Source organism: Aquirufa sp. A-Brett2-15D, from assembly GCF_054558735.1.
Map to the genome: position 1 here is coordinate 84,964 of NZ_JBSKFT010000003.1, position 26,555 is coordinate 111,518.

Genomic DNA, 26,555 nt, shown 5'->3' on the forward strand with positions numbered 1-26,555 from the left:
TATTAATTATTTTTTTTCGCTTGATTCCACAAAATCGTTCTGCTAATTGCTTCATCAAGTGTAAATATTTCCTTAAAATGAATTTCATTATTTATTTTATCAGTATTAGGAACTAATTTAGAAACACTCAAATAATTTTCTTTTGATGACCTAAATACTATTTCAATATCAGAAGAAATATGATTTTGTATCTTGATGGCTAAATCATTTAATGATATTGGAGAGTTGCTTCCTAGATTATAAACCTCACCTATTTTTCCATCAACTAATGATTTTAAAATACAATATGCCATATCACTTGCATAAAGATAACTTCTTTCTGTTAAACCATTCCCTAAAATTCGAATGGGACCTCCCAAAATAGCGTCTCGAATAAACCCATTAATTGCCCAAGGCTTTTCTAGATCTTGATATGGTCCAATAAAAGCAAATGGTCTTAAAATTATTATTGGTAACCTTAAATTATTCTTATAATAAGAACATATAGTTTCTGCTATTCTCTTAGATTCTGCGTAACAGTTAGCAATATTAAGTGCTTCAATTGAGCCAAATGAATTTTCATTTATTGGTTGTCCTGTTCCATTATTACCATATACTTGGTGTGAACTTAAGTGTACTATTTTTTTCAGATCTGGAATTCTTGATGCTGAATCTAATAAAGATTGAGTTCCTTTGTAATATGTTTCAATTGTTCTTAATGGTTCAGAAACATGCTCTCTATTATCAGGAGAACCTGCAGCATGAATAATATAATTAATATCAACTGGCAAATCATGTAAATACCTTACATCTTGTTCTATAAAATTTATAAATGTTTTTTGTGCCAAATGAGGTACCTCTTCTTTAAACTTTGCAATATCTCTGCCCAATAAATATAATTTAATATTTAAATTGCTAGAACTATTAATGTAAGAAACCATTTCAACAATCCATTTACCAACAAAACCTGTTCCGCCAGTAATAAGTATTGATTGATTGTTTAAAACTGAAAAGCTATCGATTTCAACACATGACTTTTTACAATCCTCAAAGACAATTTTATTTATAGCTAAATTCATAATTTTCGATTTCTCATTAAATTCATTACGACCTCTATAATAATATCTTCTTGACCTGCAACAATTTTTCTCTTTCCCAATTCTCGGTACACATCTCTTGGATCTACCTCATATTCACTTGAAATTCTTGAAACATGCTTAGAAAAGCCCGAAAACACACCAGATAATCCACTAATGATACTTTCAGATTTAATAATTGGGACAGCATTCACAACTTTTTTTTCTGCTATATCAGATGCATCTAAAATTTTATACAAATCTATACCAGTTACATAATCCATTTTTTCTAAAACTGCAACCAAAACTTCTATTTGTGCATTTCCAGCTCCTGCTCCAAAACCTCTAGCAGTTCCATCGAGCATTTTCGCCCCCGATTCAATTGCAGTTATAGAATTTGCAATAGCCATTCCAAGATTATTGTGTGCATGAAAACCTACGGGAACTTTTAATGCGTTCACTAAAGCCGAAATTTTTTCTTGTACTTCAAAAGGTAAATATGCCCCTGCTGAATCCATAATTATAATTCCTTCAGCTCCATAAAGTTCCATTTTATGGGCTTCTTCTACCAAAACTTCAGCTGATGCCATATGGCTCATCATCAATACTCCATAAGCCTCTTTGCCTCTTTCTCTTACATATCCTAAATGACGTTGAGTAATATCTGCTTCCGTACAATGTGATGCAACTCTAATTATATCAACTCCAATATCTATGGCATTAATTAAATCCCTCTTTATAGTAGCAAATCCGGGAATTACGTGAATTCCAAGCTTACTCTTGCTTAGAAACTTTCGGGCGGTTTCAATCATAGCCTTGTCCGTTTCTTTACAAAGTCCAACTTGTAGCGAGGATGCACCTAAACCATTCCCATGACCAACCTCAACTATTGGAACTCCCGCCTTATCTGCTGCCTCTGCATAAATAGCAATCTGCTCAATACTCAACTGATGAGCGCAAGCATGATTACCATCACGTAAAGTAGAATCACTTATCAATATTTGCTTAATCATGAGATTTTATTAGAATTTATAAGAAATTGAAAACCGCTCTGCAACTGCTATTGCCGCACAATTTATAATATCCAAATTACCTGCATATTTCGGTAAATAGTCCCCTAGTCCTTGCACTTTTACCATAATTACAATTCTTCCATTTTCAAAAACAGGAGGAACTAGTAAACTATATCCAGGTACATATTCTTGTATTTTTTTAATCATTTCATCAATCTCCGTCTGTAGATAATCCATATCTGGATTATCTACCTGTGCAAATATCGTAGTCTGCATATCAATACATGGAATGGCGGGATTCAAATTTAAAATTACTTTTGTTCTAGAAACATTGGAAAAATGTTTAATGGCATCTTCAGTTGTTTCCACATATTCATCTAAATTTAATCTAGTTGCTGGCCCGGCACTTCTTGAAGCAATACTGGATACCACTTCAATATATTTAACGTTTTTCTGAGTTTTGCCAATAACATGGGCAACAGGAATTGATGCCTGGCCGCCACAAGTGATCATATTAACATTCCTGTGTTCTAATACTTCATCCAAATTTACTGCTGGAATACAAAAAACACCTAGTTTGGCAGGAGTCATATCGACAACAATCTTTCCTAATTTATTTAAAATCTCCCAATGAACTTTAGCGTCTTTGGCTGAGGTAGCATCAAATACCAGATCGACTAATTCTGAATTTTTAACTATTGCATTTATACTTTCATCTGAAACTTTTATACCTAAAGATAAGGCTTTAGCCATACCAGGTGAGGAAAGATTTCTACCAATAAACATTACACATTCTAAGGATTCGGAACGCTGGATTTTAATTAATAAATCTGTTCCTATATTTCCACTTCCTAATATTGCTACTCTAAGTTTTTTCATTTTTAATTATTTAGCTTCAATCAAAATTGACTTCGGATGCAATCCATTTAACATATTCCTCTTCAATTCTTGCCTTGAAAGAAAAGGGGATAAATCTTCTAAAGGCGGAGAGATTAAGCTACCATCATTTTGAATCGCTAATCCTAATTTTGGAACAAATAATTGATGTGGATGCATAAAAACTTCACAAATTACTGGTCCATTTATTTCTTGTACCAGGGGAATTATATTTTCAAAATCTTCCCATGTTCTAATTTGAAATGAAGGAATTCCAAAAGCTAAAGCCAATGCACTAAAATTAGGACAGGTTACGCCAGAATTAGTATCGACACCTGCTCTTCTTCCATTAAAAAGAGCATTTTGTGTATGTTTAATCATTAAATAACCATCGTTGTTAAAAATAAACAACTTAATAGGTAGCTTATAATGTACTATCGTTTGCAGTTCTTGAAGATTCATCATCATGCCTCCATCGCAATTCAAACACATTACCTCTCCGTTTCCTCTCGCAATCGAAGAACCAATTGCAGCAGGTAAACCATATCCCATCTCACCTAATCCGGTAGAAGTCATTAATCTTTGATTCTTTCCAATACTTAAAACTTGATGTCCGCTTAAAAGTGCGGTACCCATATCTGTAGTTATGTGCTGATCTACTTTTAAATATGAATTTAATTTTTGCATAAATTTATATGAATTAATAAATCCATCAGTATCAGGGTGGTCTAATTCATTTACCCAAGGATAATCTAATCTATACTGATTACAAATTTTAACCCAATTTGAATAATCTAAACTTTGATCATTTTCAATAGCCAACAAACCACTTATAAAATCTTTGGCATCAGAATTGATTGAGTACTTGTATCTAGCCTTATATTTATCTAATTCATATTTGTCAATATCTACAACTGCAATTTCTGCATCTCGAGCCAATTCAATAATATCATATCCTATCTGAGAAATTGCCATTCTGGTTCCAATACAAATCAATAAGTCGCAATTCTGAAGTATAAAATTAGCGCATCTTTGTCCATAAGTTCCGGCACGACCATATACTAAAGAATGATTAGAATCAATTATATCAATACCAGCCCATGTAACAAGTGAGGGAATATTATATTTATTTAATAAAGGTTCTATTAGTTGTTCTGCATTTGCCAATCTTATACCATTTCCAAACCAAAATAAAGGACGCTTTGCTTTTTTCAAATCTTCTAAAATAGATTCTATTTTAGAAGATAGATCAATTTCAGAGTTTAAATTTAAGTCAGGTAATTCTATATTTTTAAAACGTAATAAATCGTCTGTTGAAATATTTAAAGATTGCACATTCATTGGCACATCAACCCAACATGGTCCTGGTCGTCCATGTGTAGATATTGCATAAGCTTTTTCCAACTCATAAATTACAGAATTCGGATTTGATGCTTGAATTGCATACTTAGTTACTTTTTCAACCATCGAAGGACTATCATACCCCTGTACACCCCACATTCTTAGATTTTCATGCAAATCAACATATTTTGAATGCTCATTCCCAGAAATAATAACTCCCGGAATTGAATCTGCCCAAGCACTAACAACTCCAGTTATTCCATTTGTAGATCCAGCTCCCGTCGTAAGTATGGCTGCTGTTACTTTACCACTTGTTCTAAAATAAGTTTGCATTGCCATACAGGCGGCTTGCTCATGGTGTACGCAAATAATTTCTGTATAACCTTTCTGTTTTATAGAATCGAAAATATGGGCATTACCAGCTCCGATAATACCAAAAACGTGTTTTATTTCTTTTTCAATTAAAAAATCTGCGATTAAATCACTTACTTTTATATTTTTACTCATAACGAATTATCTATATTATTTTCATAAAAATTAATAGTTTTTCTTACACAATTTTCAATATCAGTATATACTTTTAAATTTAATTCATTCATAGCTCTTGTAATGTCTGGGACATATCTTAATATAGGTTTTTTAGACAACTTGGATTTAACTATTACTTTAGTTTTTATGGTATTATTATTGTTAGAAATTAATTCTGCCAGTTGTGATATACTTACAGGCTGATTAGATCCTACATTGTAGGGAGTATTATTTTTCCCTTTGAATAAAATAGTCCATAGCCAAATTACCAAATCAGCTGAATACATATAAGATCTTATAGGAGTACCATCGCCTTCAATGATAATATCTTCCCCTTTTATCTTATTTCCAATAAAATTTCCAGCTGCGAAGTGCGAATCTAATACTATAAAGGGTCCCATAAACGCATAACATCTTGCAATTTTTACAGGTAAATCAAAGTGTTTATGGTATACTGCGCACAAAACTTCTCCAATTCTCTTTCCTTCTCCATAAACAGAACTAGAATCAGATAAATTAGGCGACCCTAGATAATCTTCAGAAATATTTTCAAAATGTGATGGTTGTTTACCATATACAGCACCGCTACTTGTAAATAAAAAGGACTTAATTTTTTTTAATTGAGCAAAATCTAAAACTCTTTTTGTACCATTAACAACTGTTTCAAACATAGTTAATGGTTCTTCAACATTTAATTTTACACTAGCCTCCGTAGCAGCATGAATTATATAATCAATATCGTCTTCAATAAAATCAAAACTTGTAACATCCCCCTCCACAAAACTTATCTCCGAATATTCAATTAGCCATTCATGTTTTTTTATAAATAGATTTTTATTCCTAGTCAATAAAATAATCTTAGAGTTTAATTTTAGCGTTTGGTTTATATGGATAAAACTCATTATTAACCAAATGCCAAAAAAACCAGTCCCCCCGGTTAAAAAAATCGTTTTATTTTTAATTTCTTTCCAAGAATAAAAAGTATTATCCAATACTAAATTCAAATCATCTTCAAAATATTTTATCATTTGAAAGAGTTGTAATATAAAAAATGGTTAATCTGCTGAGATGAAAAGTCACAAATATTTTTTTCTTTATTATAAAATTCTCTGTACCAATCCAATGTTAATGATATAGTTTCTATTGCATTCATTTTAGGGACCCAATTCAACTCTGATTTCACTTTACTAATATCCAATTTCAACAACCCTGCTTCATGAGGCTGGTTTGATTCATTTTCTACTTGATATTCTCCAGAACCCCAAGAATCAATAGCCAATTGTACCATTTCTTCTACCGACAAAGCATCTTCCGATTGCGGTCCAAAATTATAGGCTTGTGAGAAATTTAAAGGTTCGTTTTCTAAATGCATACCTAAGCTCAAATAGCCTACAATAGGCTCTAAAACATGTTGCCAAGGGCGCACTGCATTGGGGTTTCGTATTACAATAGGATTATTTATCATCAAGGAACGAACAATATCTGGAATCAATCGATCTTTAGACCAATCGCCACCCCCAATTACATTCCCGGCTCTAGCTACTGCAATCCCTTTTAAATGTTTATCGTAATCTTTAATATTAAAAAAAGAATTACGATAGGAATCAATTAGTAATTCAGCACATGCTTTACTTGCACTGTAAGGATCATAACCTCCTAGTCGATCGTTCTCTCGATAGGGATATATCCATTCATTATTGTAGTATACTTTATCTGTAGTAATTAAAACAACACTACACTTTTTTTGAAAACGTTTTACCCCATCCAAAACATTCGCTGTTCCAATCACATTTACCTCAAAGGTCTCTGTAGGGATTTCATAGGACAATCTTACAAGTGGTTGAGCCGCTAAATGAAAAATAAAATCCGGTTGGAATACTACTATTTCTGATTCTAGTCTTTCCTTATCTCTCAAATCAGCAATAACTGACTGACACAATTTTTTGCCCTCGATTAAATGAAATAAATCATTCTGTGTTTGAGGTTCCAATGCATAACCTTTAATTTCTGCACCTAACAAAGACAAAGTCTTCAACATCCAAGCTCCTTTAAAACCAGTATGTCCCGTTAAGAAAACTTTCTTTCCTTTATACGTATTTTCTAATTGTTGAAAATTTACCATGTTTTCCATTGAGCATTATCAGAGTTCCACATTTCTTCTAATTCAATCCGATCTCTCAAGGCATCCATACATTTCCAAAAACCATTATGTTTGTAAGCTGCTAGTTGATTATGTGCTGCAATAGCTACTAAAGGACCTTTTTCCCATTGAACATCCTCCATATCTTCAGAAAGATAATTAAATATACCTGGCTCTAAAACAAAAAACCCTCCATTAATCCACATACCGTCGCCTGCTGGTTTTTCCACAAAAGTTCCTACTTCACCCGCTGTGTTAATTTCTAAATTTCCAAAACGACCTGGAATTTGTACACTTGTCAAAGTAGCCAAACGTCCATGCGATTGATGAAACGCTAACAATTCTCTAAAATTGACATTAGCGACACCATCACCATAAGTCAACATAAAAGTTTCGTCTTTAACATATTTTTGAATACGCTTCAAACGACCTGCCGTATTAGTATGTAAACCTGTATCTATTAAGGTGACTTTAAAAGACTCCGTTTCAGAATAATGTACCTTAATGTTATTATTAGCTAATTCAATCGTTACATCTGAATTGTGCAGATAATAGTTGTAAAAGTATTCTTTAATATAAGTTGCTTTATACCCTAAACAAATGACAAATTCATTGTATCCATAATGTTCGTACATTTTTAAAATATGCCATAATATTGGTTTACCCCCTATTTCTACCATTGGTTTAGGTCTGGCTTCTGTTTCTTCCATTAATCTGGTACCAAATCCTCCAGCAAATATTACAACTTTCATATTAGTTTAAATTAAAAATTTTAAATAACTGTCCATCCGCCGTCAACTATTAAATTTTGACCAGTAATGTATTTAGCTTCATCCGATAATAAAAAGGATACTGCTGGGGCTATATCATCCGGATTCCCCATTCTCCCCATAGGAACCTTTTTTTCATAATTAGATACAAAGCTTTTCTGTTGATTATCAAAAATACCTCCTGGAGAGACACAATTGATCCTAATACCTTTTCTTCCATAATAAGAAGCCAAATACCTCGTAAAATTAATAATTCCCCCCTTAATAGCTGAATAAGGAGCAGCAGTTGTTATACTGGTATTCTCATATATGGTTAGATCGTTTCCTACAACGCCATAAATTGAAGTTATGTTTACAATTGAGCCTTTTGTATCTAGCAACTCAGGTATAAACTTTTGAATACACAAAAAGGTCGAATTCATTTGTATATCAACATTTTTTTGCCAAGAATCATAACTAATATCTTCAAATTTTGTACCCCAATCTTTTGTTCTAGGATAAGCATTATTAACTAATCCATTTATTTTACCATAAAAATCAATTACTAATTTAATTCCATTCAAAATAGATTGTTCTGAGGTAACATCAAGGTTGAGCGTATGCTTTTCAAAATCTGTAACTACACTAACATCTGCATTAATTGCAATAGCACCTTTAGATTTTAAGTTTACTATAATTTCCCTGCCTAACAATCCAGAACCACCAGTGACAATTATTACTTTGTCTGTTAAAATATTAGTCATTTTTTAAACAAATTTTTAAAATTTCAATTGATTCTGATAAGCTATTCATAGGAGATCTACCACTTTTCAAATAACTTATAAAATATTCAAGCTGATCAAAATAGGTATCCTTTATATGAAAAGTGGGATCTTTAAATAGGATTTCATCCTGATCATTTTTAATTTCACTTTTTATTAAGTCAATGGTCCAAGACTCATTTTCCAAAACAATTTCTATCTCTCTTTTAGGCTTTCTACGAAAATAATTTAAAATAATATTTGCATTAAATCTATTATATTCTAGAATGTAATTTGCATAATCTATAGAATCAATATTAAGACTCGAAGCGCTTCTTAAAAAGGATTTACTAACAATGGGGTGTCCAAAAAGCCAAACGGTATAATCTAATTCATGAAATAAATCCAAATGAACTCCCCCACCCAAAGAAGAATTTGAACTATAAATTGTTCTAAAATTTACTCCAGGACGCCAATCTGGCAAGTAGGAGCCACAGTACACATTTACTTCATTAATGATTAAATTATTTTCACTTAATATATTTCTTAAATATTTTATGCAAGGATGAAATCTCAAATTACAAGCAACATAAGTTTTTATTTTATTTTCTTCAACCAGATTATTCAATCTTTCATAATTATCTAAACTATGAATTGCTGGCTTTTCGATAAATAAATCAACACCTTTTTTTGCTAATTTTTCTATAAACTCATAATGTAAGTGCGTTGGATTTGAAATTATTGCAAAATCAAAAACCACACTAATTTCATCTAAATTAAAAACGTTTTCTATTCCATCTTCATTAAAAGCATTCTGATTGGAACGTAATGCATAAATTTTGAAATCAATATTTATAGCTCTTAGGGCAATAATATGTTTTTTTGCAATGGAGCCAAGTCCAATTATCAAAATGTTCATATTTCGAAATCAAGTTTATCATTATCCAACAAATATTCCATGAATAAAAAATCTACCGGATGATCTAAATCAAAACAAATATGATTCATTTCATAAATTAATGACCTATTAGTTATTGCTGATTGTTCTCCTAAATCAAAAAATGATCTTCTATACCAATAAAAGGAGGCATTTAATTCAAATACTTTCGGAGCTAATTGACGTGACATCACGCTTCCATCAGACTTAGTTTTAGCTAGTGTATAGAAACCATCACTATTTTTTTCAACCATATTAAAATATGGATTTCTAGCTGCCTGATTTACTGAAAATAAATTCTTAGCCTCCTTATTTGCAATAAAAAGGTCTAAAGCTAACTCTACATCCTCTAAAGTCCTCAATGGAGATGTAACATCTAAATCTAAAACAAAATCATATTTATAATCAACTAATGTCTCTTCGTAAAGAAGTAAATCTTTAATTGTATCTATTTTACCAGCTACATCAGTAGATAAAAACGTGGGTCTGTTATATTCTGAAAAAAGACCATATTTTAATGCTACACTTTTAATTTCATCTTCATCGGTTGATAGAGCAATCTTAGCACTCAATTTTGTTTTTAATTTATTTGCTAGTGCTATTGTATAGGAAATTAAGGGCTTTCCTGAAATTAACTTAATATTTTTCCCTGGTATTCCTTTTGAACCCCCTCTCGCACAAATCGTAATTAATATATTCACAGTTATAATTTTAAGTTGTGTATATCTACTTGCGCCTTTTCAAAATCTTCGTGCTTACCCACATCTAGCCAATATCCTGAAAATGGAAATGAAATTATTTTTTTATTTTGTTTAATCAAGTCTTCCATTAAATCAGTAGCATTATAAAATTTACTTTGAGGAATCAAGTGAGTCATCTCTTTCTTCATCAAATAAATACCACCGTTTGAATAATAAGTATAGGTAGGCTTTTCTTTGAAACTTTTTACCTCCCCTTTTTCGGTTTCTAGCACAGCATAAGGTATGGCTACCTGATATGGAATGGCCAATACAGCCAAATCTGCACCTTGTTTAATAAATTCTAAAAAGAATTGTTCGTAATCAATATTTGTTAGTAGATCAGAATTCGTAACTAACACATAATCGTGCTTGAAATTTGATATTTGAGCAACAGCTCCAATAGTTCCTAATGGTTCATTTTCCCAAACATATTCAATGTTGATGTTTTTTTGTTTTCCTGATCCAAAATATCCTTCAATTTGTTCGCCTAAATATTTTACCGACACCCAAAAATCATCGATTCCATACATGGCTAACCGGTTCAAATTGTGTTCCATTATAGGCTTATTCCCAATTTTTAATAATGGTTTTGGCGTAGTATCAGTTAATGGTTGTAACCTCTGACCTCTACCTCCTGCCATAATCACAGCATCAATTGGCAAATATGATTTTATATATCTAAAATTAATCACATTAATGACAACATCGTTATCGTCTAAAACAGGAATTACTTTGTATTCTTCTTCTCGGTATTTTATAATTTTTTGAATATCATAATTTCCTTTTCTTATGTATCTAGGATTCGGCTGGATAATTTCTTCAATTTTATTTTCTACTGTAAAATCGTTCAATAATCCACGTCTAACATCACCATCTGTTAATGACCCAATTAATTTGCTATTATCATCAACAACAAATAAAATAGCATCTTGCGATAAATCATTAAGTACGCCGAGCGCCTGTTTTATAGTGCTCCCGTTTAAGATTAAATGTTCTTTATAGGATCTCATTGAATTGCTTGATCTGGTCAATAATTAAATCTGCTGAATGTTTATTATAGTAATTATTTATACCAATAAATGTTTTGTTAACTAGCGCTTTGTCAACTGCTTCAACTATATTTTGATGATTGAATGAGGCATTTATGACATTCTCACTTTGCAAACGTCCTTTTTGCCTTTCACCAACATTCACAACATATTTACCAAAAGAGGCCGCCTCAATTATGCCACTAGAAGTATTACCAATAAGCAATTTCGAATAGTACATGGCACTAAAATAATTTTCCTTTCCAAAATTTTCTATACACAATATACTCTCAAAGAATTCCTCTTTTAATTTTGCTATTTCTTTTCTATATACTGAACCCATCGTATCAGCATTGGGCATTGTTATAACTAAAAATAGCTTTTCAGCAATTTGAGAAAGAGCTAATCTCATTTCAAGTGCATATTCCTTATTTAATTGCGTAGCAATAGTCTCAGGGTGAAAAGTTACTAGTGCAAATTCTTGGTTTGGTATTTTAAATCGATCGTAAAAAAGTGATTTTTCAATAGGTTTAAAACTTCCAATCCCATCTAAGCTTAAGGACCCTACTGTATGTACTCCATTACTACTACCAGTTAGTTCTGTAATTTTTTCAGAAAATGAAGCTGCTGCAGTAAAATGTAAGATAGAAGCAATGGTTATTTGATGTCGATAAATATTATCAATTGCGCCTAAAGTTGTTTCTCCTCCGTGAATATGTGCGAATTTAACACCAAATGGAATACCTGCTTGGACAGCAGCGCTCATCTCAAATCGATCACCTAGGCAAAAAACTAAATCGTATTTATTCGACTGCCAAAAATCTGCAAATTTGATTGCAGTTAATCCATATGAAGTTGCAATTGATTGCTCATCATCATTTGATAATAGAGAGGAGATTTTGTGAATAACATTATATCCGTTTTGTTTAATTTCATTAATTGTAAATCCATGAAATTTAGATAGGTGTGTTCCAAAAGCAATTATCTCTAATTCAAAAAATGGATCAGCTTTAAGCTTTAAAAGCAATGGCAAATAAATTCCATAATCAGCTCTTGAACTAGTTAAAACTCCAATTCTCATAATTCTAACTTAATTAACTCGTCTTCATCGAAATCTTGACAAGCTACTTTTCCAATAACTTCATCCCACTTCATCGGTGAAACACCCATTCCTGGTCTTTTTGTAGTGATATTAAATTCTGTAAACATGTCACCTTTTTGAATTGAGGTCTTTGCTACTATACTTTTGCGGGCAATGGAAATATTTTTAGTTTCAGACTCACTTGGTTCTTTTATACCTGTTCCACCGATAGCCTTCTCAATGTTCCGAATTGAATTAACCATATTCTTTAGTTCATCAGGCTCAAGAGAAGCTAATTGATCGGGGCCAGGCAAGCTTCTGTCTAATGTAAAATGTTTTTCAATCATGGTGCCACCCATTGCAACGGCCGCAATAGGGATTTCTATTCCCATGGTATGGTCTGAATATCCCACTTTAACACCAAACATTTTTTGAATAGCCAACATAGCATTCAAATTGACATCTGACATGGGTGTAGGGTATTCAGTATTACAATGTAAAATCGTGATATCGTTTTTTTTGATCCCCGCTTGAAGAAATACATCAAGAGCTTCTTCAATTTCTACCATTGATGACATACCTGTAGAAATAATGACTTCTTTGAATAACGCGGCCGCTTTACGTAAATATGGTAAATTTGTGATTTCTCCTGATGGGATTTTAACAATATTTAGACCCAACTCTTTTAAAAAACTTAAGGACTCTAAATCGAAAGCAGTAGAAAAAAAGGAGATATTTTTATTATTACAATATTGTACTAATTCAAAATGTTGAGAATTTGACAACTCCAATTTTTTTAACATCTGCAATTGACTTTCAACTTCGTCTTGTGTGTTTTCAATTTGATAGGTAGCTTTTTTTGCAAATTTTGAGACTAAACTTTCAGACCTAAATGTTTGAAACTTAACATAATCAACACCAGCCTCTACAGCAACATCAATAAGCCTTTTTGCCAATTCAATGTTTCCGTTGTGATTTACTCCAGCCTCTGCTATAATGATTACCTTATTCATAATTATATAAATCGATGGGGATTTCCTACTATTTTTTTCCCATCTGAAATATCATTTAATACAACAGTACCTGCGCCTACAATGACATTTTTACCTATTTCTACTCCTTGTTTGATAACTGAATTTGCGCCAATAAAGGAACCAGAACCAACCTTGACGTTACCTGCTAATACTGCACCAGGTGCTATGTGGACGTTATCTCCAATCATACATTCATGTTCAATTATGCATCCTGTATTTAGTATTACATTACTTCCAATTTTCGTGAAAGCATTAATAGAGACATTTCTATTAATAAAAACTCCATCTCCTATCGCTGCAAAACTTGATATAGATGACGTTGAATTTATCAATGAAATTACTTTTTTGCCGTTCTTAAGAATATGTTTATAAATTTTTTCTCGAAGTATATTGTCTCCAATTCCCAAAATAAAGGCAACATCTAAATCCCATCCTTTAAAATTTGAACTAGATTCATCTCCTAAATATTCTAGCTTAAATGGGTTTACTTTATTTACAGATTTTTCCGTATACCCAATTACATTCAAATTATTTTCTAAAGCTGTGTCAGCAACTACTAAACCATGGCCAGAATAACCAACTAATATAATTTTCTTATCTGACACTACTAGGTATATTAACGATTCTATCTTCTAAATACATGGCATTTATCTGCTCGTCTTTTTGAAATCCGGCATACAAAGGAGATTTAAAAATCAATTGCCAAATAGGCCTTGTCATTACGCCATTTTCATTAGTCTCTTTTAAAAATAACTCTCTTTCCAATTTATTTTCTAACTCTACACACATGAGCCAATAATTTGCCTTGGTATGAGGTAATTCAGTTCGGAAGTTGATTCCTTTAGAATTAAAAAAAGAATCATACTCCTGTGCGAGAGTCCGTTTATTATCAATAAAAGATGGGAGCTGCTCTAATTGTGCACAGGCTAAAGCAGCATTTAAATTTGGCATTCTGAAATTGTACCCAATCTCATCATGAACGTACTCATAGGGATGAGGAACTTTTGCCGTGGTCGTTAAATGTTTTGCTTTAATTCCCAATTCAACATCATTAGTTACAATAGCACCACCACCACCACTCGTTACGATCTTATTCCCATTGAAAGAAAATACGCCTAATTTACCAAAACTACCAATGGGTTTCGCATGATATTCACTTCCAATAGCTTCAGCAGCATCTTCCACGAGAGGTATATTCCATTTGTTGCACACTTTTGATAATTCATCTAAGTGCACTGGAAACCCAAACGTATGCATGGGCATACACGCGGCAATTTTTTTATTCGTTTTCTTATTGTAGCAGATTCCTTCTCGCATCTCCCCAAACTCTTCTAAAAAAGCATCCACAGCATCAGGAGAGAGCCCCATGGTGTCTATATCAACATCAATAAAGATAGGAGAGGCTCCATTATAAATAATCGCATTAATCGTAGCAATAAACGTTAGGGCTTGAGTAATAACTTCGTCTCCCGCATTAACACCAGCTAGTCTTAAGGCGACTTGTAAAGCTGAGGTTCCATTAACTACGGCTATTGATTTATTTGTCCCAGAAATAGAAGACATCATTAACTCGAACTTATCAACATATGCTCCCACTGAAGAAACAAAAGTAGAGTCTATTGTGTCTGCCACATACTTCTTCTCGTTCCCCCAAAAGCGAGGTTTGTGTAATGGAATGAATGCTTTATTATCAAACTGGTTTTTGATGAAACCAATTACATCAGAGTAGTTAGACATTATAAATGTCAGATTTATATTGTTGTAAATTTTCCTTCTTAGAGAACCATTCAACTGTTTCAGCTAAGCCTTCATCAAGACTATAATTTTGTTTCCAGTCGGTGAAAGATTTCAACTTCTCATTTGATCCAAACAACCTAAATACTTCGGATTTTTCAGGTCTTAGCCTGATTGAATCAGAAACAATCTTAGCATTGGGATTTATTTGATTTATTAATGACTGCGCTAATTCACATACCGTAATTTCTGATTGCGTGGCGATGTTAACTTCGTGCCCAATTAGCTTATCACATTCTGCAATTTTCAAAAATCCATTTACGGTATCTTTCACAAAAAGCAAGTCTCTAGTAGGCGTTATATCACCAAGCTTTATCTCTTCAGCACCATTTAATAACTGAGAAATGATGGTAGGGATAACAGCTCTTGCTGATTGCCTAGGGCCAAAAGTGTTAAATGGCCTAACAATTGTTAATGGCAAATCAAATGATCTATAGAATGAATCAGCAATGGCATCCGCACCAATTTTAGATGCAGAATAGGGTGACTGAGGTTGCTTTGGATGTAACTCTGTAATAGGAACAAATTGGGCAGTTCCATACACCTCTGAAGTAGACGTAACTAGAATACGACTTACTTGATTATCTCTTGCCGCTTGAATTATATTTAAGGTACCCTTGACATTTGTATCAATGTATGAATCTGGTGAATGGTAACTAAAAGGTATTGCAATCAATGCCGCTAAATGAAATACAATATCCACTCCTTTCATTGCTTCTCTTACACCATTCGGGTCACGGATGTCTCCTGCAAAAAACTCAATCTTACTTTTCGTTTCAGCAGAAATTGAATCTAACCAACCATATGAATTAAATGAGTTGTAATATACAAATGCACGGACATCATACCCTTGATTAACTAACGCTTCCGTTAAATGAGATCCAATGAATCCATCTGCTCCGGTAATTAATACTTTTTTTTGCTTCAACGTCATTTTGAATATTGACTTAGATTAAAGTTGTAATAAGAATCTAGATTATGAAAATGCTTTAATTTAATAAAGTTTTGTAAGCCTTATCACTATCCACGGCTTCGCCATCCTGAGTCACACAAAAAAGGCTCTCAGAAAAACGAAATTCAGAAACAAATATACCCCCATTTTGGTTTAGCGCCAAAGCATATTTATTTTATGGGAATATTTTAAAATATGTCCACCGAATTATTGTAATAGTTCAATTTCAGTCGCTGAGTGCTTTTCCTTTCGTTTCTGGCAAATAAATCATGCCCACGATGACCGTTAAAGCCGCTAGGGCGATGGGATAGAACAATCCAGCGAAATTCGAGTGAGTGATTGAACCCAGCCAGGTGGCCACGAAAGGGGCACAGCCGCCGAACACCCCATTAGCAAAGTGATACGGGATGGAAAGGGAGGTGTAGCGGATTTTGGTGGGAAAAAGTTCGACTAGGAAGGCGGCGATCGGGCCGTAGGCCATCGCCGCGAAACTCACCAATAAGCTGCAAATGAAGGCTAATTCGAGCTTACCCGTCCACGTTAGGAAGATGGAGCCGTTGATTAAAGTGCCCTCTTGAGCGACGATGTTCGCCATCCAAGAGAATAGAGGGTAGTACCCGAGCGCAGCGAGGGCCATCCCGCCCAGCATCACTTTCTTGCGACCCACGCGGTCGGACAAGCTGCCGAAATAGACGAAGAGAGGCGTCCCCACCACTAAGCTTGCGGCGATAATGAGATTTGTGGTAATGAAATCGACCTGCAGGATCTTGTTAATGAAAATTTGGGCATAAAACTGGCCTGTGTGCCAGACTACGCCTTGGCCTACGATAGCACCGAACATCGCGATAAGCATTAAGCGGCGGTTTGCCTTGCTCGCGAAAGCTTCTTTTAAGGGGTTTTCGGAGAGTCGCCCTTCGGCTTTGAGTTTGGAGAAGAGTGGCGACTCGTCCATGTTTCGGCGGATGAAATAGGAGACTACGACGAGGATGCCGGATAGGGCGAAGGGCACGCGCCAGCCCCAGTCTTTGAAGGCCGAATCGCCCATTACCTGCTGCGTCACTAAAATGACTAAGATGGAGACGAAGAATCCGAGAGTGGCGGTGGTTTGGATGTAGGACGTGTACTTTCCGCGTTCTGCGTCCGGTGCATATTCCGCGACGTAGGTGGCGGCGCCCCCATATTCGCCCCCTAAGGCTAATCCCTGTATGATTCTTAATGCCAAAAGAATTGCTGGAGCCACCAACCCAATCTTCTCATAACTCGGTATAAACGCAATCGCAAACGTCGACCCACCCATCAGCATCAAAGTCAACAAAAACGTATACTTCCTCCCTATCAAATCCCCCAACCTCCCAAAAATAATCCCCCCAAAAGGCCTCGCCACAAACCCCGCCCCAAAAGCCGCCAGCGTCGAAATAAACGCCGCCGTCGGATCCTCTTTGGGAAAAAAGCTAAGCGAAATAATCGCACTCAAACTCCCAAAAATATAAAAGTCATACCACTCAATCACCGTCCCCACACTCGACGCCATAATCACCTGCCACAACTTCTTAACCGGCACCTTATTATTATCAAAATTAGTATCCACCTCTTGCATATAGTATTCTCAATTTCTTTCTAAAAATACAGAAAATATCACATTCCCTAACCGTTCTTTTGGACATTCTTACAATGCGTCCTCTATTGATGATTTATGTTGTATTTCGTCGCATTTATATAAATGGCTTTTTGAGGTAATGACAAGATGTGTCAATACCTGAAAATCGCTTATACAGCACAGCGCGTAGATTATCAATAACCTGTTAGCATCCACTAAATGGACTTTCTACATTTATATCAGCAATATTAGTTGTCCGTTCGGATAACTATGGATACCTTTATAACACAAGACCGATGAAGCATCGCCAATTAGTATTCCACGGGGATTACTTTAAAAACTATTTTGATAAACAAAGACCTAAGGTAAGAGATAAAATCGCCTGGACTTTGAAAATCATCCAAGAGCAAGAGCAAATACCCATTGATTTCTTTAAGCACATTACGGGGGAAAAGGGGCTTTACGAAATCCGAACTGAGTATTCTGGCATAATTTGTAGGATGTTCTGTTTTTTTGACACGGACAATTCCATTGTCCTAATTAATGGATTTACTAAAAAATCACAAAAAACACCAAGAGTTGAAATCGAGAGAGCTCTTAAAATCAAGTATACATATGAAACCGAAAAATAAAACACTAGAAGAATTTATTGACGAAAATTATGGAAAGGAAGGTTCCTTCTCCAGGAAAGAGTTTGACAAAGGATACGAAGCCTTTAAAATTGGATATCTAATCCAAAAAGCACGTCTAGAACGAGGCCTAACGCAAGAAGAATTAGCAGAAAAATGTGGCACCAATAAAGGATACATCTCAAAAGTGGAGAACAATTTGAAAGAAATCAGAATTTCAACCTTGCAAAAAATCGTTGAATTAGGCCTCGGTGGGCGATTAGAAATAAATATCGAACTCTGATTTTAGATTATCAATAAGCTGTTAGGTTAGGGGGGATGGAGGGAATACATTTGGAACACCAAACCACTAATCAATATGTTTAACCACTTCTCTAGATACCTGAAGCTCATCCGTGCCGTTCCGCTGCACGTGATGGCCCAGGATCTCGGGATCGATGCCGGACTTCTCAGTAAATATGAAAATGGCAGTCGCATTCCAGATCTTGACCTCGTCATCATTTTTGCCCATTACCACGACGTAAACCCGCGCGAACTATGCGTTTTCTGGATGCGAGAACGCATTAAACGTTCCATCGCAGGATACGAATTACTAGCTTTAGAAGCTTTGCCCTTTTGTTCCAAAGACCTAGACGCCTACCTCATCGGCCGAAAAACCGGCCTGGAACATAAACTAATCCGAAAACTACACATCCAATCGCCCCTCACCTACGATCCCACCCAGGTTGTAAACCTAATACGCTTTCAATACCGCCGCCACGGCGTAATCAACCACTAAACAAATAAAACTATGAATTTCTTCAGACCAAAAGAACCCCTTCTTTTCTACAACGGCCACATGGGACCTTATAAATTCACCAAAGTGACCATCACAATCACCGAAAAAGAGCACGAAATCTATTGCGAATCAGTCATCGTCGCCCCCGTTTCGACCAAAAATCTAATTTTTGACTCGAGGAAGTTTCTGAATGATTTGCGAAATAGATGAAATCTACGAAAAGTATTTGAGCGATTTCTGCATATTGACAGAATGTGTCAATACCTGAAAAAGCCAGCTACACGCGGCGCCAAAATATCACAAAAACTAGCCCCAGAGCCTTATTTCGTGAATAAACCCACTAAAGAAGTGGAAAGCGATACAATAAAACTAAAAATCAACGGAGCCACAATGCCTGAAACGGTAAAGCCAGGCACATAAGCAGCCACTAAATAAACTAGGCCCACCGAGATTACTAAGGAGAACAAGCCTAAAGTCAAAAACGTAATAGGGAAGCTAATGATCTTCAACACAGGCTTAATGAAAGAATTCACAAAACCCATCGCTAAAGCGACTAAAAGTGCAGTCGTATAACCGTCTACTGTTATTCCCTTTAAATAGCGCGGGATAACTAACACGACCCCGGCAATAATGATGTAACGAATGATGAAACCGATCATAGTATATATTATTTAGATGCGTGACGAGATTGAAGAACCGCAATGATTTCGTTTAAATCGATGCCGCGATCTTCTAATAAGACTAATAAGTGGAAAATTAAGTCCGCCGCTTCGCCTTTGAAAAGATCATCGTTTTGCATTAAAGCTTCGATAACGAGCTCGACGGCTTCTTCGCCTACTTTTTGGGCAATCTTGTGGGTGCCTAATTGAAATAGAGAGGCCGTGTAAGACGACGATGCGGATGCGGTTTTGCGACTTCTTATAACGTGTTTTAATTGATCTAACCAAGCTGCGTTGTCTGCGTTTGAGTCATCGAAACAGGTATCTGAGCCGGTGTGGCAGGTGGGGCCGGCTGGTTTGGCCTGAACTAAAATGGTGTCTGCGTCGCAATCGATGGAAAGGCTGATGACGTCTAGAAAATTGCCTGATTCTTCGCCTTTGGTCCAAAGACGGTTCTTCGACCGGCTAAAAAACGTCACGCGCTGCTCAGATACTGTCTTCGCATACGCCTCTTCATTCATGTAGCCTAACATGAGAACCGTGCGCGTGGACGCATCTTGGATGATGGCAGGCACGAGGCCTTTGGAAAAATCGGGTTGCTTTGACATATTTCTATTAAATGCGCATCGGGATGCCTTGAGTTGCAAGGTAATTCTTCAATGCCAAAATTTCAATTTCTTTAAAGTGAAATATACTCGCGGCTAAACCGGCGTCGGCTTTACCGCTGGTAAATACTTCGGTAAAATGGGCCATCGTTCCTGCTCCACCAGAGGCAATAATGGGGATGGAGGCGGCTGAGGAGACTTTCGCAGTCAAATCACAGGCAAAACCTGCTTTCGTTCCGTCGGCGTCCATCGAGGTTAATAATATTTCTCCAGCACCGCGGTTTTCAACTTCGCGGGCCCATTCGAGGGTTTTTAGTTCTGTTATTCGACGGCCGCCGTGGGTGTGGACGAAGTCCAGGCCCGCGGCGGGTTCAAAGCGTGTGTCGATCGCGACGATGATGCATTGGGAGCCAAAAGCCAAAGCCAATTCATCCACCAGCCCTGGCCGGCGCACCGCAGACGAATTGATGGACACTTTGTCCGCGCCGGCGTTCAACAACGCCGATACGTCAGCTATGGACGATATTCCACCTCCCACGGTAAAGGGAATATTCACGTGCCGCGCGACTTCGCGGACTAAATTCACCAAAGTCTTCCGGTCATCAACCGTCGCCGTTATATCTAAGAAAACCAGCTCATCCGCCCCCTGCTGGGCATAAAGGGCCCCCAACTCCACCGGATCGCCGGCATCGCGCAGGTCCACAAAGTTCGTCCCTTTCACGGTCCGCCCTTCTTTAATATCGAGACAAGGTATGATTCGCTTGGTTAACATGATGCTGAAAATTTGGCCAAATCAGCTAAGCTAATTCGACCCTCATAAAACGCTTTCCCCACAATCACCCCAAACAAATTCATCTCCCGCAGCTTTTCCAAATCCTCCAAACAAGCCACCCCACCACTCGCAATCACGCTCAGCGATGGACTTGAGGCCTGAATCTTTTCGTATAAATCGAAGCTGGGACCTTGTAATAATCCGTCTTTGGCGACATCCGTCGAAATCACATATTTCGTCCCTTTCGCCGTATAATCCTCCAAAAAGTCAAATATCGAGATATTCGAATTCTCTTGCCAGCCAGACACGGCGATCATTTCGTTTTGGGCATCCGCGCCTAAAATAATCTTCTCCGCCCCATACTTCTGCAACCATTCGCAGACCAGCGCAGGATTACGCACGGCAATACTGCCGGCGGTAATCTGCGCCGCACCCGCAGAAAAAGCCATATCAATCATTTCGTCGGACTGAACTCCTCCACCAAAATCAATGTGCAGTTTTGTGTTCGATGCGATTCGCTCTAATACATCTGCATTCACAATCTTTTTTGCCTTCGCCCCATCCAAATCCACCAAGTGCAAACGCTGAATTCCAGCCCCTTCGAAGGCTTTGGCAATCTCCAAAGGATCCTCGGAATAGACCTTTTTTTGGCAATAATCCCCCTGAGTCAAGCGTACGCATTGCCCATTTATCAGATCGATCGCCGGAATTAATTGAAACATATTAGAGTGCTAAGAAATTTTTCAAAATTTGTTCGCCAGCCTTGCCGCTGATCTCCGCGTGAAACTGCGCGGCATAAAAATTATCCTTGTGTAACATCGCCGAAAACGGCTGCACATACTCACAAACCGCAGTCGTATACGCAATTACGGGCGCATAAAACGAGTGTACAAAATAGACGAATTCGTCCTCTTTCAGTCCTTTCATTAAGGGGTTTTCTCCTTTTGCAGTGATAGAATTCCACCCTACATGCGGAATTTTCAAGTCTTTGCTTACGAATTTCTTCACCTCTACATCAAACACCCCGATGCAATCCGTATTACCTTCTTCTGAATGTTTGCATAACAATTGCATGCCGATACACGTAGCCAAAACAGGCTGCTTTAATCCTTTTATCAAGGTGTCTAGGCCCTTTTCTTTCAAATAGGCCATCGCCGTACTCGCCTCACCCACCCCCGGAAAAATCACTTTGTCCGCATTTTTAATCTGCTCTTCGTCATCCGTCCACTGGTACTTTTGCCCAATACGGTCCAACGCGTACATCACCGACGCCACATTTCCCGCATTGTATTTTATGATTGCAATTTCCATAAGCGTACAAAGGTATTAACTTTGGGGAATAATCGCCTCCTTTGCGGGGCCCTTTTATGAACAAAAAACTCGTTTACGAATCGCTTTACCTTGTTTGGATGGGGCTTTTACCACTTTTGGCGTCTGGCTTTTTGGGCTACTTTGCGCTTTCTAATCCTGCGTTTTTTACGTCGTTTTCTTTACTTTCGTCGGTGGTTTTTTGGATCTGTGCTGCCTTGATTATGGGTCTGGCCCTGTGTCCCACCACGTTTTTTGCTTTGTTTACAGGCTATGTGTATGGCTTTTCGGGGTTGTTGCCTTTGATTTTGGCTTATTCGGCGGCTTCGGCTTTGGGTTATTTTCTCGCCAAACAATTCGGCGCGACAGCTCTGCTGTCGCGCGTTCCTTCTAGCTTCCTAGCGAACGTGCGGTCATCCTCCTTTTCGTGGGTATTCCTCGCGCGGCTTTCTCCTATTTTCCCCTTTGCGATCACAAACGCAATCATGGCCTTCGTGGGTGTGCCCTTTCGGTGGTTTATAACGGCTGGAACTTTGGGGATGCTCCCGCGGACATTTTTGGCGGTCTTTACTGGGATTTCAGCGTCTTCGTGGGGGCTGTTATTTGCCCGCCCTGAGTTATTGCGCTGGCAAGATGTGGTTTCTGTGCTGCTTTTGCTTGTTTCCGCTGTGGGGATGTATGTTTTAGGGCGCCGTTCTTTGCGATAAGTGCTTCTGGGGTCTTTAATGGCACTATTGTGATGAAATATGTTCAAGGGGCCAACTGGCTTTTTCAGGTATTGACAGTTTTTGTCAAAATTCAAAGTCCAAAGTTCAAAGACCAGATTGCGAAGCGATGACTAAGCCGGAGGCGACCAAGTCACGAAGTGACGACTAAGCGACAGAGTCGCGACTAAATTATCAGTTTTTAAAGTTGCTTTACAGCCAATAAAGCATACATTTATCCATGCAACCACTAAACATCAAATTATACGATTTAGCTCGTGCTAAATTGCACCTGAACGACACCGACGCAATGGACTTTGTATCGAGTATTCACGAACTGCAAGATCACCGATTCGAAAATCTGGTGACGAAAGAATACTTGGATCAAAAACTTTTCGGATTCACCGAAAAAATCAATAAACTAGATATAAATAGCATTGATCGAACAAATAATTTAGGAATAAGTCTCTTTGAAAAAATGAATCAAATAGATTCAAATAGCATTGATCGAACAAACAAGTTAGAAACAAGTCTCTCCGAAAAAATCAATAAACTTGAAATTTCCATTTCTGAATTCAAAGCCGACAATTTGAAATGGATGTTTATTTTCTGGGTCGGCCAAATGTCGGTGACTATAGCCGTAGTTATGATATTTATCAAAAGATAAATTTGACTAAGTCCGCAGGACGACTAAACGACACAGTCGTGACTAAATCGCGCAGCGATGACTTCGACGCAGTCGTCGCGACTTGCTACGCAAGCGAATCTATCACCTGAACTTTTCCCCAAAGGTGCTTGTTCTCATCAATGAACTTCATGTGCAGTGGGTGATGCAAGTATTCCTTCTCTTTTTCGGCGCTGTCGAAAACTAGGACCACTGAAAAGGTGTAACTTGCTTCTGTTACGGGTTTGTCAAAATCCGTGACGATTGGCTTGCCTACGTGGGCTGAGGCGATCATTGGGAGTGTTCCTAAGGATTTTAGGGCGCGGAAGAGTTGATCGGTTTCGGTGGTGGAAGCAGGGTTTTTGGCCCAAAACAACACATGATGTATAAAAGTCATTTTCGTAGTGGATTCAGCAGAGGCCACAAAGGGCAAAGTCGAGGCTAAAGCGATAAAGTCGCGGCGGGAGGTAGACATAGGTTTAATATTTTTTCAATTCTACGATGGAAATTCCACAAATCAAAGTTATTGTGACCGGGGTGACCGGTATGGTGGGCGAGGGCGTGATGCTGGAGGCGTTGCGGTCGCCTTTTGTTAGTGAGGTTTTGGCGATTAGTCGCAAGCCGTCTGGGCATTCGCATCCGAAATTAAAAGAGTATTTCTTATCTGATTTTTATCAACCGGAGGAGATCAAAGAAGTCGTGAAAGACTACGATGCTTGTCTTTTTTGCCTAGGAGTTTCGTCCGTGGGGATGAAGGAGGAGGAGTTTAGGCGCAAGACCTATGACTTAACATTGGGTTTTGCGGCCCAAATGCCAAAACACATAAGCTTCAGCTATATTTCCGGGATGTCCACGGATAGCACGGAGAAGGGTTCAATTATGTGGGCGAGGGTGAAGGGGAAGACTGAAAATGACCTCAAGAAAATGGGCTTTCGGGATGCCTATGCATTTAGGCCGGGGTATTTGGAGCCGATGAAGGGAAATAAATTCACCTTGAAATACTATAAATATGTCAATTGGATCTATCCGATATTGTTATTGGTGGCGGGTAAGACGGCGTCGACTTTGGAAGAATTAGCCAAAGCGATGATCGAGGTTTCTGCCTTTCCGGTGGAAAATAAGACGATAGAGGTGGTGGATATTAAGGTTTTGGCAGAACAAATGAAACACAGAATATAGGGTAATTGCTTAGAAATGGGTAATTTTAGGCCAAAATGTAATACAATTAAGAATGGATAAGAAAGTAGTTTTAATGATCTTAGATGGCTGGGGCATCGCAACAAACCCCAAAGTTTCCGCTATCGACGCGGCGAAAACGCCATTTATCTCTTCGCTTTATGACAAATATGCGCACTCGAAATTAGAGGCGTCCGGCATAGCGGTGGGTTTACCAGAGGGCCAAATGGGCAACTCCGAAGTCGGCCACATGAACTTAGGTGCGGGCCGCGTGGTCTACCAAAACCTCGTTCGCATCAACAAAGCTGTCACAGAAAATACCTTGGGCCAAGAGCCTGAACTAGCGAAGGCATTCGACTATGCGAAAGCGAATAACAAGTCCGTTCACTTCATGGGCCTCGTGTCCGATGGCGGCGTTCACGCACATATCGAGCACTTGAAATCTTTGCTTTCGACTGCGTCAGAGGCAGGTTTGGGCAAAGTTTTCGTCCACGCTTTCACAGATGGTCGTGATACGGATCCCAAATCAGGTCTCAAATTCATGACCGATTTATATAATCATACTTTAAAAACCAACACGCAAATCGCCTCTGTAACGGGTCGTTACTATGCGATGGACCGCGATAATCGCTGGGAGCGGGTGGCTTTGGCCTACAAAGCGATGGTCCACGGCGAAGGAAATCCTTCTGCCGATGTGCTGAAATCCATCGAAGCGAGCTACGCTGCTGGTGTAACCGACGAATTCATCCACCCGATCATCATGACGGATGCCGCTGGTGCTCCTATCGGAAATATTCAAGAGGGCGACGTGGTGATCTGCTTCAATTTCCGCACCGACCGTGGTCGCGAGATTACACAGGCTTTGACGCAGCGTGATTTCCACGAGGAAAATATGCACAAATTGAATTTGTACTACTTGACGATGACGGAATACGATAAAGAGTTCCAAAACGTCCACGTCATCTTCAACGACTCCAACCTTCCCATGACGATGGGTGAAGTATTAGAGGGCGATGGCAAAAAACAAATTCGCATCGCCGAAACCGAAAAATACCCACACGTCACTTTCTTCTTCTCCGGTGGCCGCGAGGCCCTTTTTACAGGACAACAAAATATTCTACGCAACTCTCCAAAAGTCGCCACCTACGATCTTCAACCCGAAATGTCTGCTGCAGATCTTCGCGATGCGTTGATCCCTGAACTAGAAAAAGAGGAGGTAGACTTCGTTTGCTTAAACTTCGCTAATCCTGACATGGTGGGCCACACGGGTGTTTTCTCTGCGGTAGTCAAAGCGGTAGAAACAGTTGACGCTTGTGCTGAGGCAGTGGTAACCGCGGGTCTAGCACACGGCTATTCCTTCATCATCATTGCTGACCACGGTAACGCTGACGTGATGATGAACGAAGATGGTTCACCTAACACGGCGCACTCTACGAATTTGGTTCCTTGTATTTTGGTAGATAACGACTTTAAACCGACGCTTCGTGATGGTAAATTAGGGGATGTTTCTCCTACTATCTTGAAACTAATGGGTGTGGCACAACCGAAAGAGATGACGGGGGTGGCGTTATTCTAGTCGCCGCTGCGCGGCGAGTCAATGAGTCGTCCCTGCGGGACTTAGTCGCGACTGCGTC

General features: G+C 37.8%; 30 protein-coding genes. 7 read left to right on the forward strand and 23 right to left on the reverse strand.

The window, feature by feature from the left end:
- Positions 1–2: 2 nt before the first annotated feature.
- The 17 genes from ACST14_RS08475 to ACST14_RS08555 form a co-directional block, all read right to left on the reverse strand.
- The gene (locus tag ACST14_RS08475; RefSeq protein WP_459462559.1) at positions 3–1,058 is read right to left on the reverse strand and encodes an NAD-dependent epimerase/dehydratase family protein; all 1,056 of its coding nucleotides are present in this window, start codon (positions 1,056–1,058) and stop codon (positions 3–5) included.
- Positions 1,055–2,068 (reverse strand): 4-hydroxy-2-oxovalerate aldolase, encoded by a 1,014-nt coding sequence (gene dmpG, locus ACST14_RS08480; RefSeq protein ID WP_459462561.1) that lies wholly within the window; start codon positions 2,066–2,068, stop codon positions 1,055–1,057. Before dmpG ends, ACST14_RS08475 begins: the two co-directional genes overlap by 4 nt.
- A gap of 9 nt (positions 2,069–2,077) precedes the next feature.
- A complete protein-coding gene (locus ACST14_RS08485) occupies positions 2,078–2,947 on the reverse strand; it encodes an acetaldehyde dehydrogenase (acetylating) (RefSeq protein WP_459462562.1) in 870 nt (289 codons plus the stop codon).
- A 6-nt stretch (positions 2,948–2,953) separates the two neighbouring features.
- On the reverse strand, positions 2,954–4,792 hold the full coding sequence (locus ACST14_RS08490) for a thiamine pyrophosphate-binding protein (protein ID WP_459462564.1): 1,839 nt from the start codon (positions 4,790–4,792) through the stop codon (positions 2,954–2,956).
- Positions 4,789–5,841, reverse strand: a complete 1,053-nt coding sequence (locus tag ACST14_RS08495; RefSeq protein WP_459462566.1) for an NAD-dependent epimerase/dehydratase family protein — start codon at positions 5,839–5,841, stop codon at positions 4,789–4,791. The genes ACST14_RS08490 and ACST14_RS08495 overlap by 4 nt, the downstream gene beginning before the upstream one ends.
- The gene (gene rfbG / locus ACST14_RS08500; RefSeq protein ID WP_459462568.1) at positions 5,838–6,935 is read right to left on the reverse strand and encodes a CDP-glucose 4,6-dehydratase; all 1,098 of its coding nucleotides are present in this window, start codon (positions 6,933–6,935) and stop codon (positions 5,838–5,840) included. The genes ACST14_RS08495 and rfbG overlap by 4 nt, the downstream gene beginning before the upstream one ends.
- Positions 6,929–7,705 (reverse strand): glucose-1-phosphate cytidylyltransferase, encoded by a 777-nt coding sequence (rfbF, locus tag ACST14_RS08505; RefSeq protein ID WP_459462570.1) that lies wholly within the window; start codon positions 7,703–7,705, stop codon positions 6,929–6,931. Before rfbF ends, rfbG begins: the two co-directional genes overlap by 7 nt.
- A 20-nt stretch (positions 7,706–7,725) precedes the next feature.
- Positions 7,726–8,466 (reverse strand): SDR family oxidoreductase, encoded by a 741-nt coding sequence (locus tag ACST14_RS08510; protein ID WP_459462572.1) that lies wholly within the window; start codon positions 8,464–8,466, stop codon positions 7,726–7,728.
- On the reverse strand, positions 8,459–9,382 hold the full coding sequence (locus tag ACST14_RS08515) for a Gfo/Idh/MocA family protein (protein ID WP_459462573.1): 924 nt from the start codon (positions 9,380–9,382) through the stop codon (positions 8,459–8,461). The genes ACST14_RS08510 and ACST14_RS08515 overlap by 8 nt, the downstream gene beginning before the upstream one ends.
- On the reverse strand, positions 9,379–10,101 hold the full coding sequence (locus ACST14_RS08520) for an acylneuraminate cytidylyltransferase family protein (protein WP_459462575.1): 723 nt from the start codon (positions 10,099–10,101) through the stop codon (positions 9,379–9,381). Before ACST14_RS08520 ends, ACST14_RS08515 begins: the two co-directional genes overlap by 4 nt.
- 2 nt (positions 10,102–10,103) lie before the next feature.
- Positions 10,104–11,150, reverse strand: a complete 1,047-nt coding sequence (locus ACST14_RS08525) for a nucleotidyltransferase family protein (protein WP_459462577.1) — start codon at positions 11,148–11,150, stop codon at positions 10,104–10,106.
- Complete coding sequence (gene neuC, locus ACST14_RS08530) at positions 11,137–12,249, reverse strand: UDP-N-acetylglucosamine 2-epimerase (RefSeq protein ID WP_459462579.1); 1,113 nt, start codon at positions 12,247–12,249, stop codon at positions 11,137–11,139. Before neuC ends, ACST14_RS08525 begins: the two co-directional genes overlap by 14 nt.
- Entirely contained in the window at positions 12,246–13,262 is a 1,017-nt protein-coding gene (neuB, locus tag ACST14_RS08535; protein WP_459462581.1) for an N-acetylneuraminate synthase, read from the reverse strand. Before neuB ends, neuC begins: the two co-directional genes overlap by 4 nt.
- Positions 13,263–13,264: 2 nt before the next feature.
- Positions 13,265–13,888: an acetyltransferase gene (locus ACST14_RS08540; RefSeq protein ID WP_459462583.1), complete on the reverse strand. Its 624-nt coding sequence runs from the start codon at positions 13,886–13,888 to the stop codon at positions 13,265–13,267.
- Entirely contained in the window at positions 13,878–15,020 is a 1,143-nt protein-coding gene (locus ACST14_RS08545; RefSeq protein WP_459462585.1) for a LegC family aminotransferase, read from the reverse strand. The genes ACST14_RS08540 and ACST14_RS08545 overlap by 11 nt, the downstream gene beginning before the upstream one ends.
- Positions 15,013–16,011 (reverse strand): NAD-dependent 4,6-dehydratase LegB, encoded by a 999-nt coding sequence (locus ACST14_RS08550; protein ID WP_459462588.1) that lies wholly within the window; start codon positions 16,009–16,011, stop codon positions 15,013–15,015. Before ACST14_RS08550 ends, ACST14_RS08545 begins: the two co-directional genes overlap by 8 nt.
- A gap of 244 nt (positions 16,012–16,255) precedes the next feature.
- Positions 16,256–17,626: an MFS transporter gene (locus ACST14_RS08555; RefSeq protein WP_459462590.1), complete on the reverse strand. Its 1,371-nt coding sequence runs from the start codon at positions 17,624–17,626 to the stop codon at positions 16,256–16,258.
- Between the two features lie 296 nt (positions 17,627–17,922).
- On the opposite strand from ACST14_RS08555, the gene ACST14_RS08560 reads away from it, so the two are divergent.
- The 3 genes from ACST14_RS08560 to ACST14_RS08570 all read left to right on the forward strand — a co-directional run bounded on the left by ACST14_RS08560 (position 17,923) and on the right by ACST14_RS08570 (position 19,033).
- Positions 17,923–18,258: a type II toxin-antitoxin system RelE/ParE family toxin gene (locus ACST14_RS08560; RefSeq protein ID WP_459462591.1), complete on the forward strand. Its 336-nt coding sequence runs from the start codon at positions 17,923–17,925 to the stop codon at positions 18,256–18,258.
- A complete protein-coding gene (locus tag ACST14_RS08565; protein WP_459462593.1) occupies positions 18,242–18,538 on the forward strand; it encodes a helix-turn-helix domain-containing protein in 297 nt (98 codons plus the stop codon). Before ACST14_RS08560 ends, ACST14_RS08565 begins: the two co-directional genes overlap by 17 nt.
- A gap of 75 nt (positions 18,539–18,613) precedes the next feature.
- Positions 18,614–19,033 (forward strand): helix-turn-helix domain-containing protein, encoded by a 420-nt coding sequence (locus tag ACST14_RS08570; RefSeq protein ID WP_459462595.1) that lies wholly within the window; start codon positions 18,614–18,616, stop codon positions 19,031–19,033.
- Between the two features lie 320 nt (positions 19,034–19,353).
- Here ACST14_RS08570 and ACST14_RS08575 read toward each other — a convergent pair whose 3' ends face one another.
- Genes ACST14_RS08575 through hisH form a run of 5 tightly spaced genes read right to left on the reverse strand, consistent with a single transcriptional unit; the run spans position 19,354 to position 22,380 of the window.
- On the reverse strand, positions 19,354–19,692 hold the full coding sequence (locus tag ACST14_RS08575) for a phage holin family protein (protein ID WP_459462597.1): 339 nt from the start codon (positions 19,690–19,692) through the stop codon (positions 19,354–19,356).
- 8 nt (positions 19,693–19,700) lie between these two features.
- Positions 19,701–20,300, reverse strand: coding sequence for a bifunctional phosphoribosyl-AMP cyclohydrolase/phosphoribosyl-ATP diphosphatase HisIE (gene hisIE, locus ACST14_RS08580; protein ID WP_459462599.1), 600 nt, complete (start codon positions 20,298–20,300; stop codon positions 19,701–19,703).
- Positions 20,301–20,307: 7 nt separating this feature from the next.
- Positions 20,308–21,069 carry an imidazole glycerol phosphate synthase subunit HisF gene (gene hisF, locus ACST14_RS08585; RefSeq protein WP_459462601.1) on the reverse strand — a complete coding sequence of 254 codons (762 nt, stop codon included), beginning with the start codon at positions 21,067–21,069 and terminating at the stop codon, positions 20,308–20,310.
- Positions 21,063–21,791: a 1-(5-phosphoribosyl)-5-[(5-phosphoribosylamino)methylideneamino]imidazole-4-carboxamide isomerase gene (hisA, locus tag ACST14_RS08590; protein ID WP_459462603.1), complete on the reverse strand. Its 729-nt coding sequence runs from the start codon at positions 21,789–21,791 to the stop codon at positions 21,063–21,065. Before hisA ends, hisF begins: the two co-directional genes overlap by 7 nt.
- A gap of 1 nt (position 21,792) precedes the next feature.
- Positions 21,793–22,380 (reverse strand): imidazole glycerol phosphate synthase subunit HisH, encoded by a 588-nt coding sequence (gene hisH, locus ACST14_RS08595; RefSeq protein WP_459462605.1) that lies wholly within the window; start codon positions 22,378–22,380, stop codon positions 21,793–21,795.
- Between the two features lie 41 nt (positions 22,381–22,421).
- Here hisH and ACST14_RS08600 point away from each other — a divergent pair, with 41 nt between their 5' ends.
- Positions 22,422–23,084 carry a TVP38/TMEM64 family protein gene (locus ACST14_RS08600; RefSeq protein ID WP_459462607.1) on the forward strand — a complete coding sequence of 221 codons (663 nt, stop codon included), beginning with the start codon at positions 22,422–22,424 and terminating at the stop codon, positions 23,082–23,084.
- A 238-nt stretch (positions 23,085–23,322) separates the two neighbouring features.
- Entirely contained in the window at positions 23,323–23,748 is a 426-nt protein-coding gene (locus ACST14_RS08605) for a hypothetical protein (protein WP_459462609.1), read from the forward strand.
- Between the two features lie 85 nt (positions 23,749–23,833).
- Here ACST14_RS08605 and ACST14_RS08610 read toward each other — a convergent pair whose 3' ends face one another.
- Positions 23,834–24,220, reverse strand: a complete 387-nt coding sequence (locus tag ACST14_RS08610) for a Dabb family protein (RefSeq protein ID WP_459462611.1) — start codon at positions 24,218–24,220, stop codon at positions 23,834–23,836.
- A 26-nt stretch (positions 24,221–24,246) separates the two neighbouring features.
- Between ACST14_RS08610 and ACST14_RS08615 the strand changes: the two genes are divergently transcribed.
- Both ACST14_RS08615 and gpmI read left to right on the forward strand, forming a co-directional pair.
- Positions 24,247–24,924: an NAD-dependent epimerase/dehydratase family protein gene (locus ACST14_RS08615; protein WP_459462612.1), complete on the forward strand. Its 678-nt coding sequence runs from the start codon at positions 24,247–24,249 to the stop codon at positions 24,922–24,924.
- Between the two features lie 52 nt (positions 24,925–24,976).
- Complete coding sequence (gene gpmI / locus ACST14_RS08620; protein WP_459462613.1) at positions 24,977–26,497, forward strand: 2,3-bisphosphoglycerate-independent phosphoglycerate mutase; 1,521 nt, start codon at positions 24,977–24,979, stop codon at positions 26,495–26,497.
- Positions 26,498–26,555 lie beyond the last annotated feature (58 nt).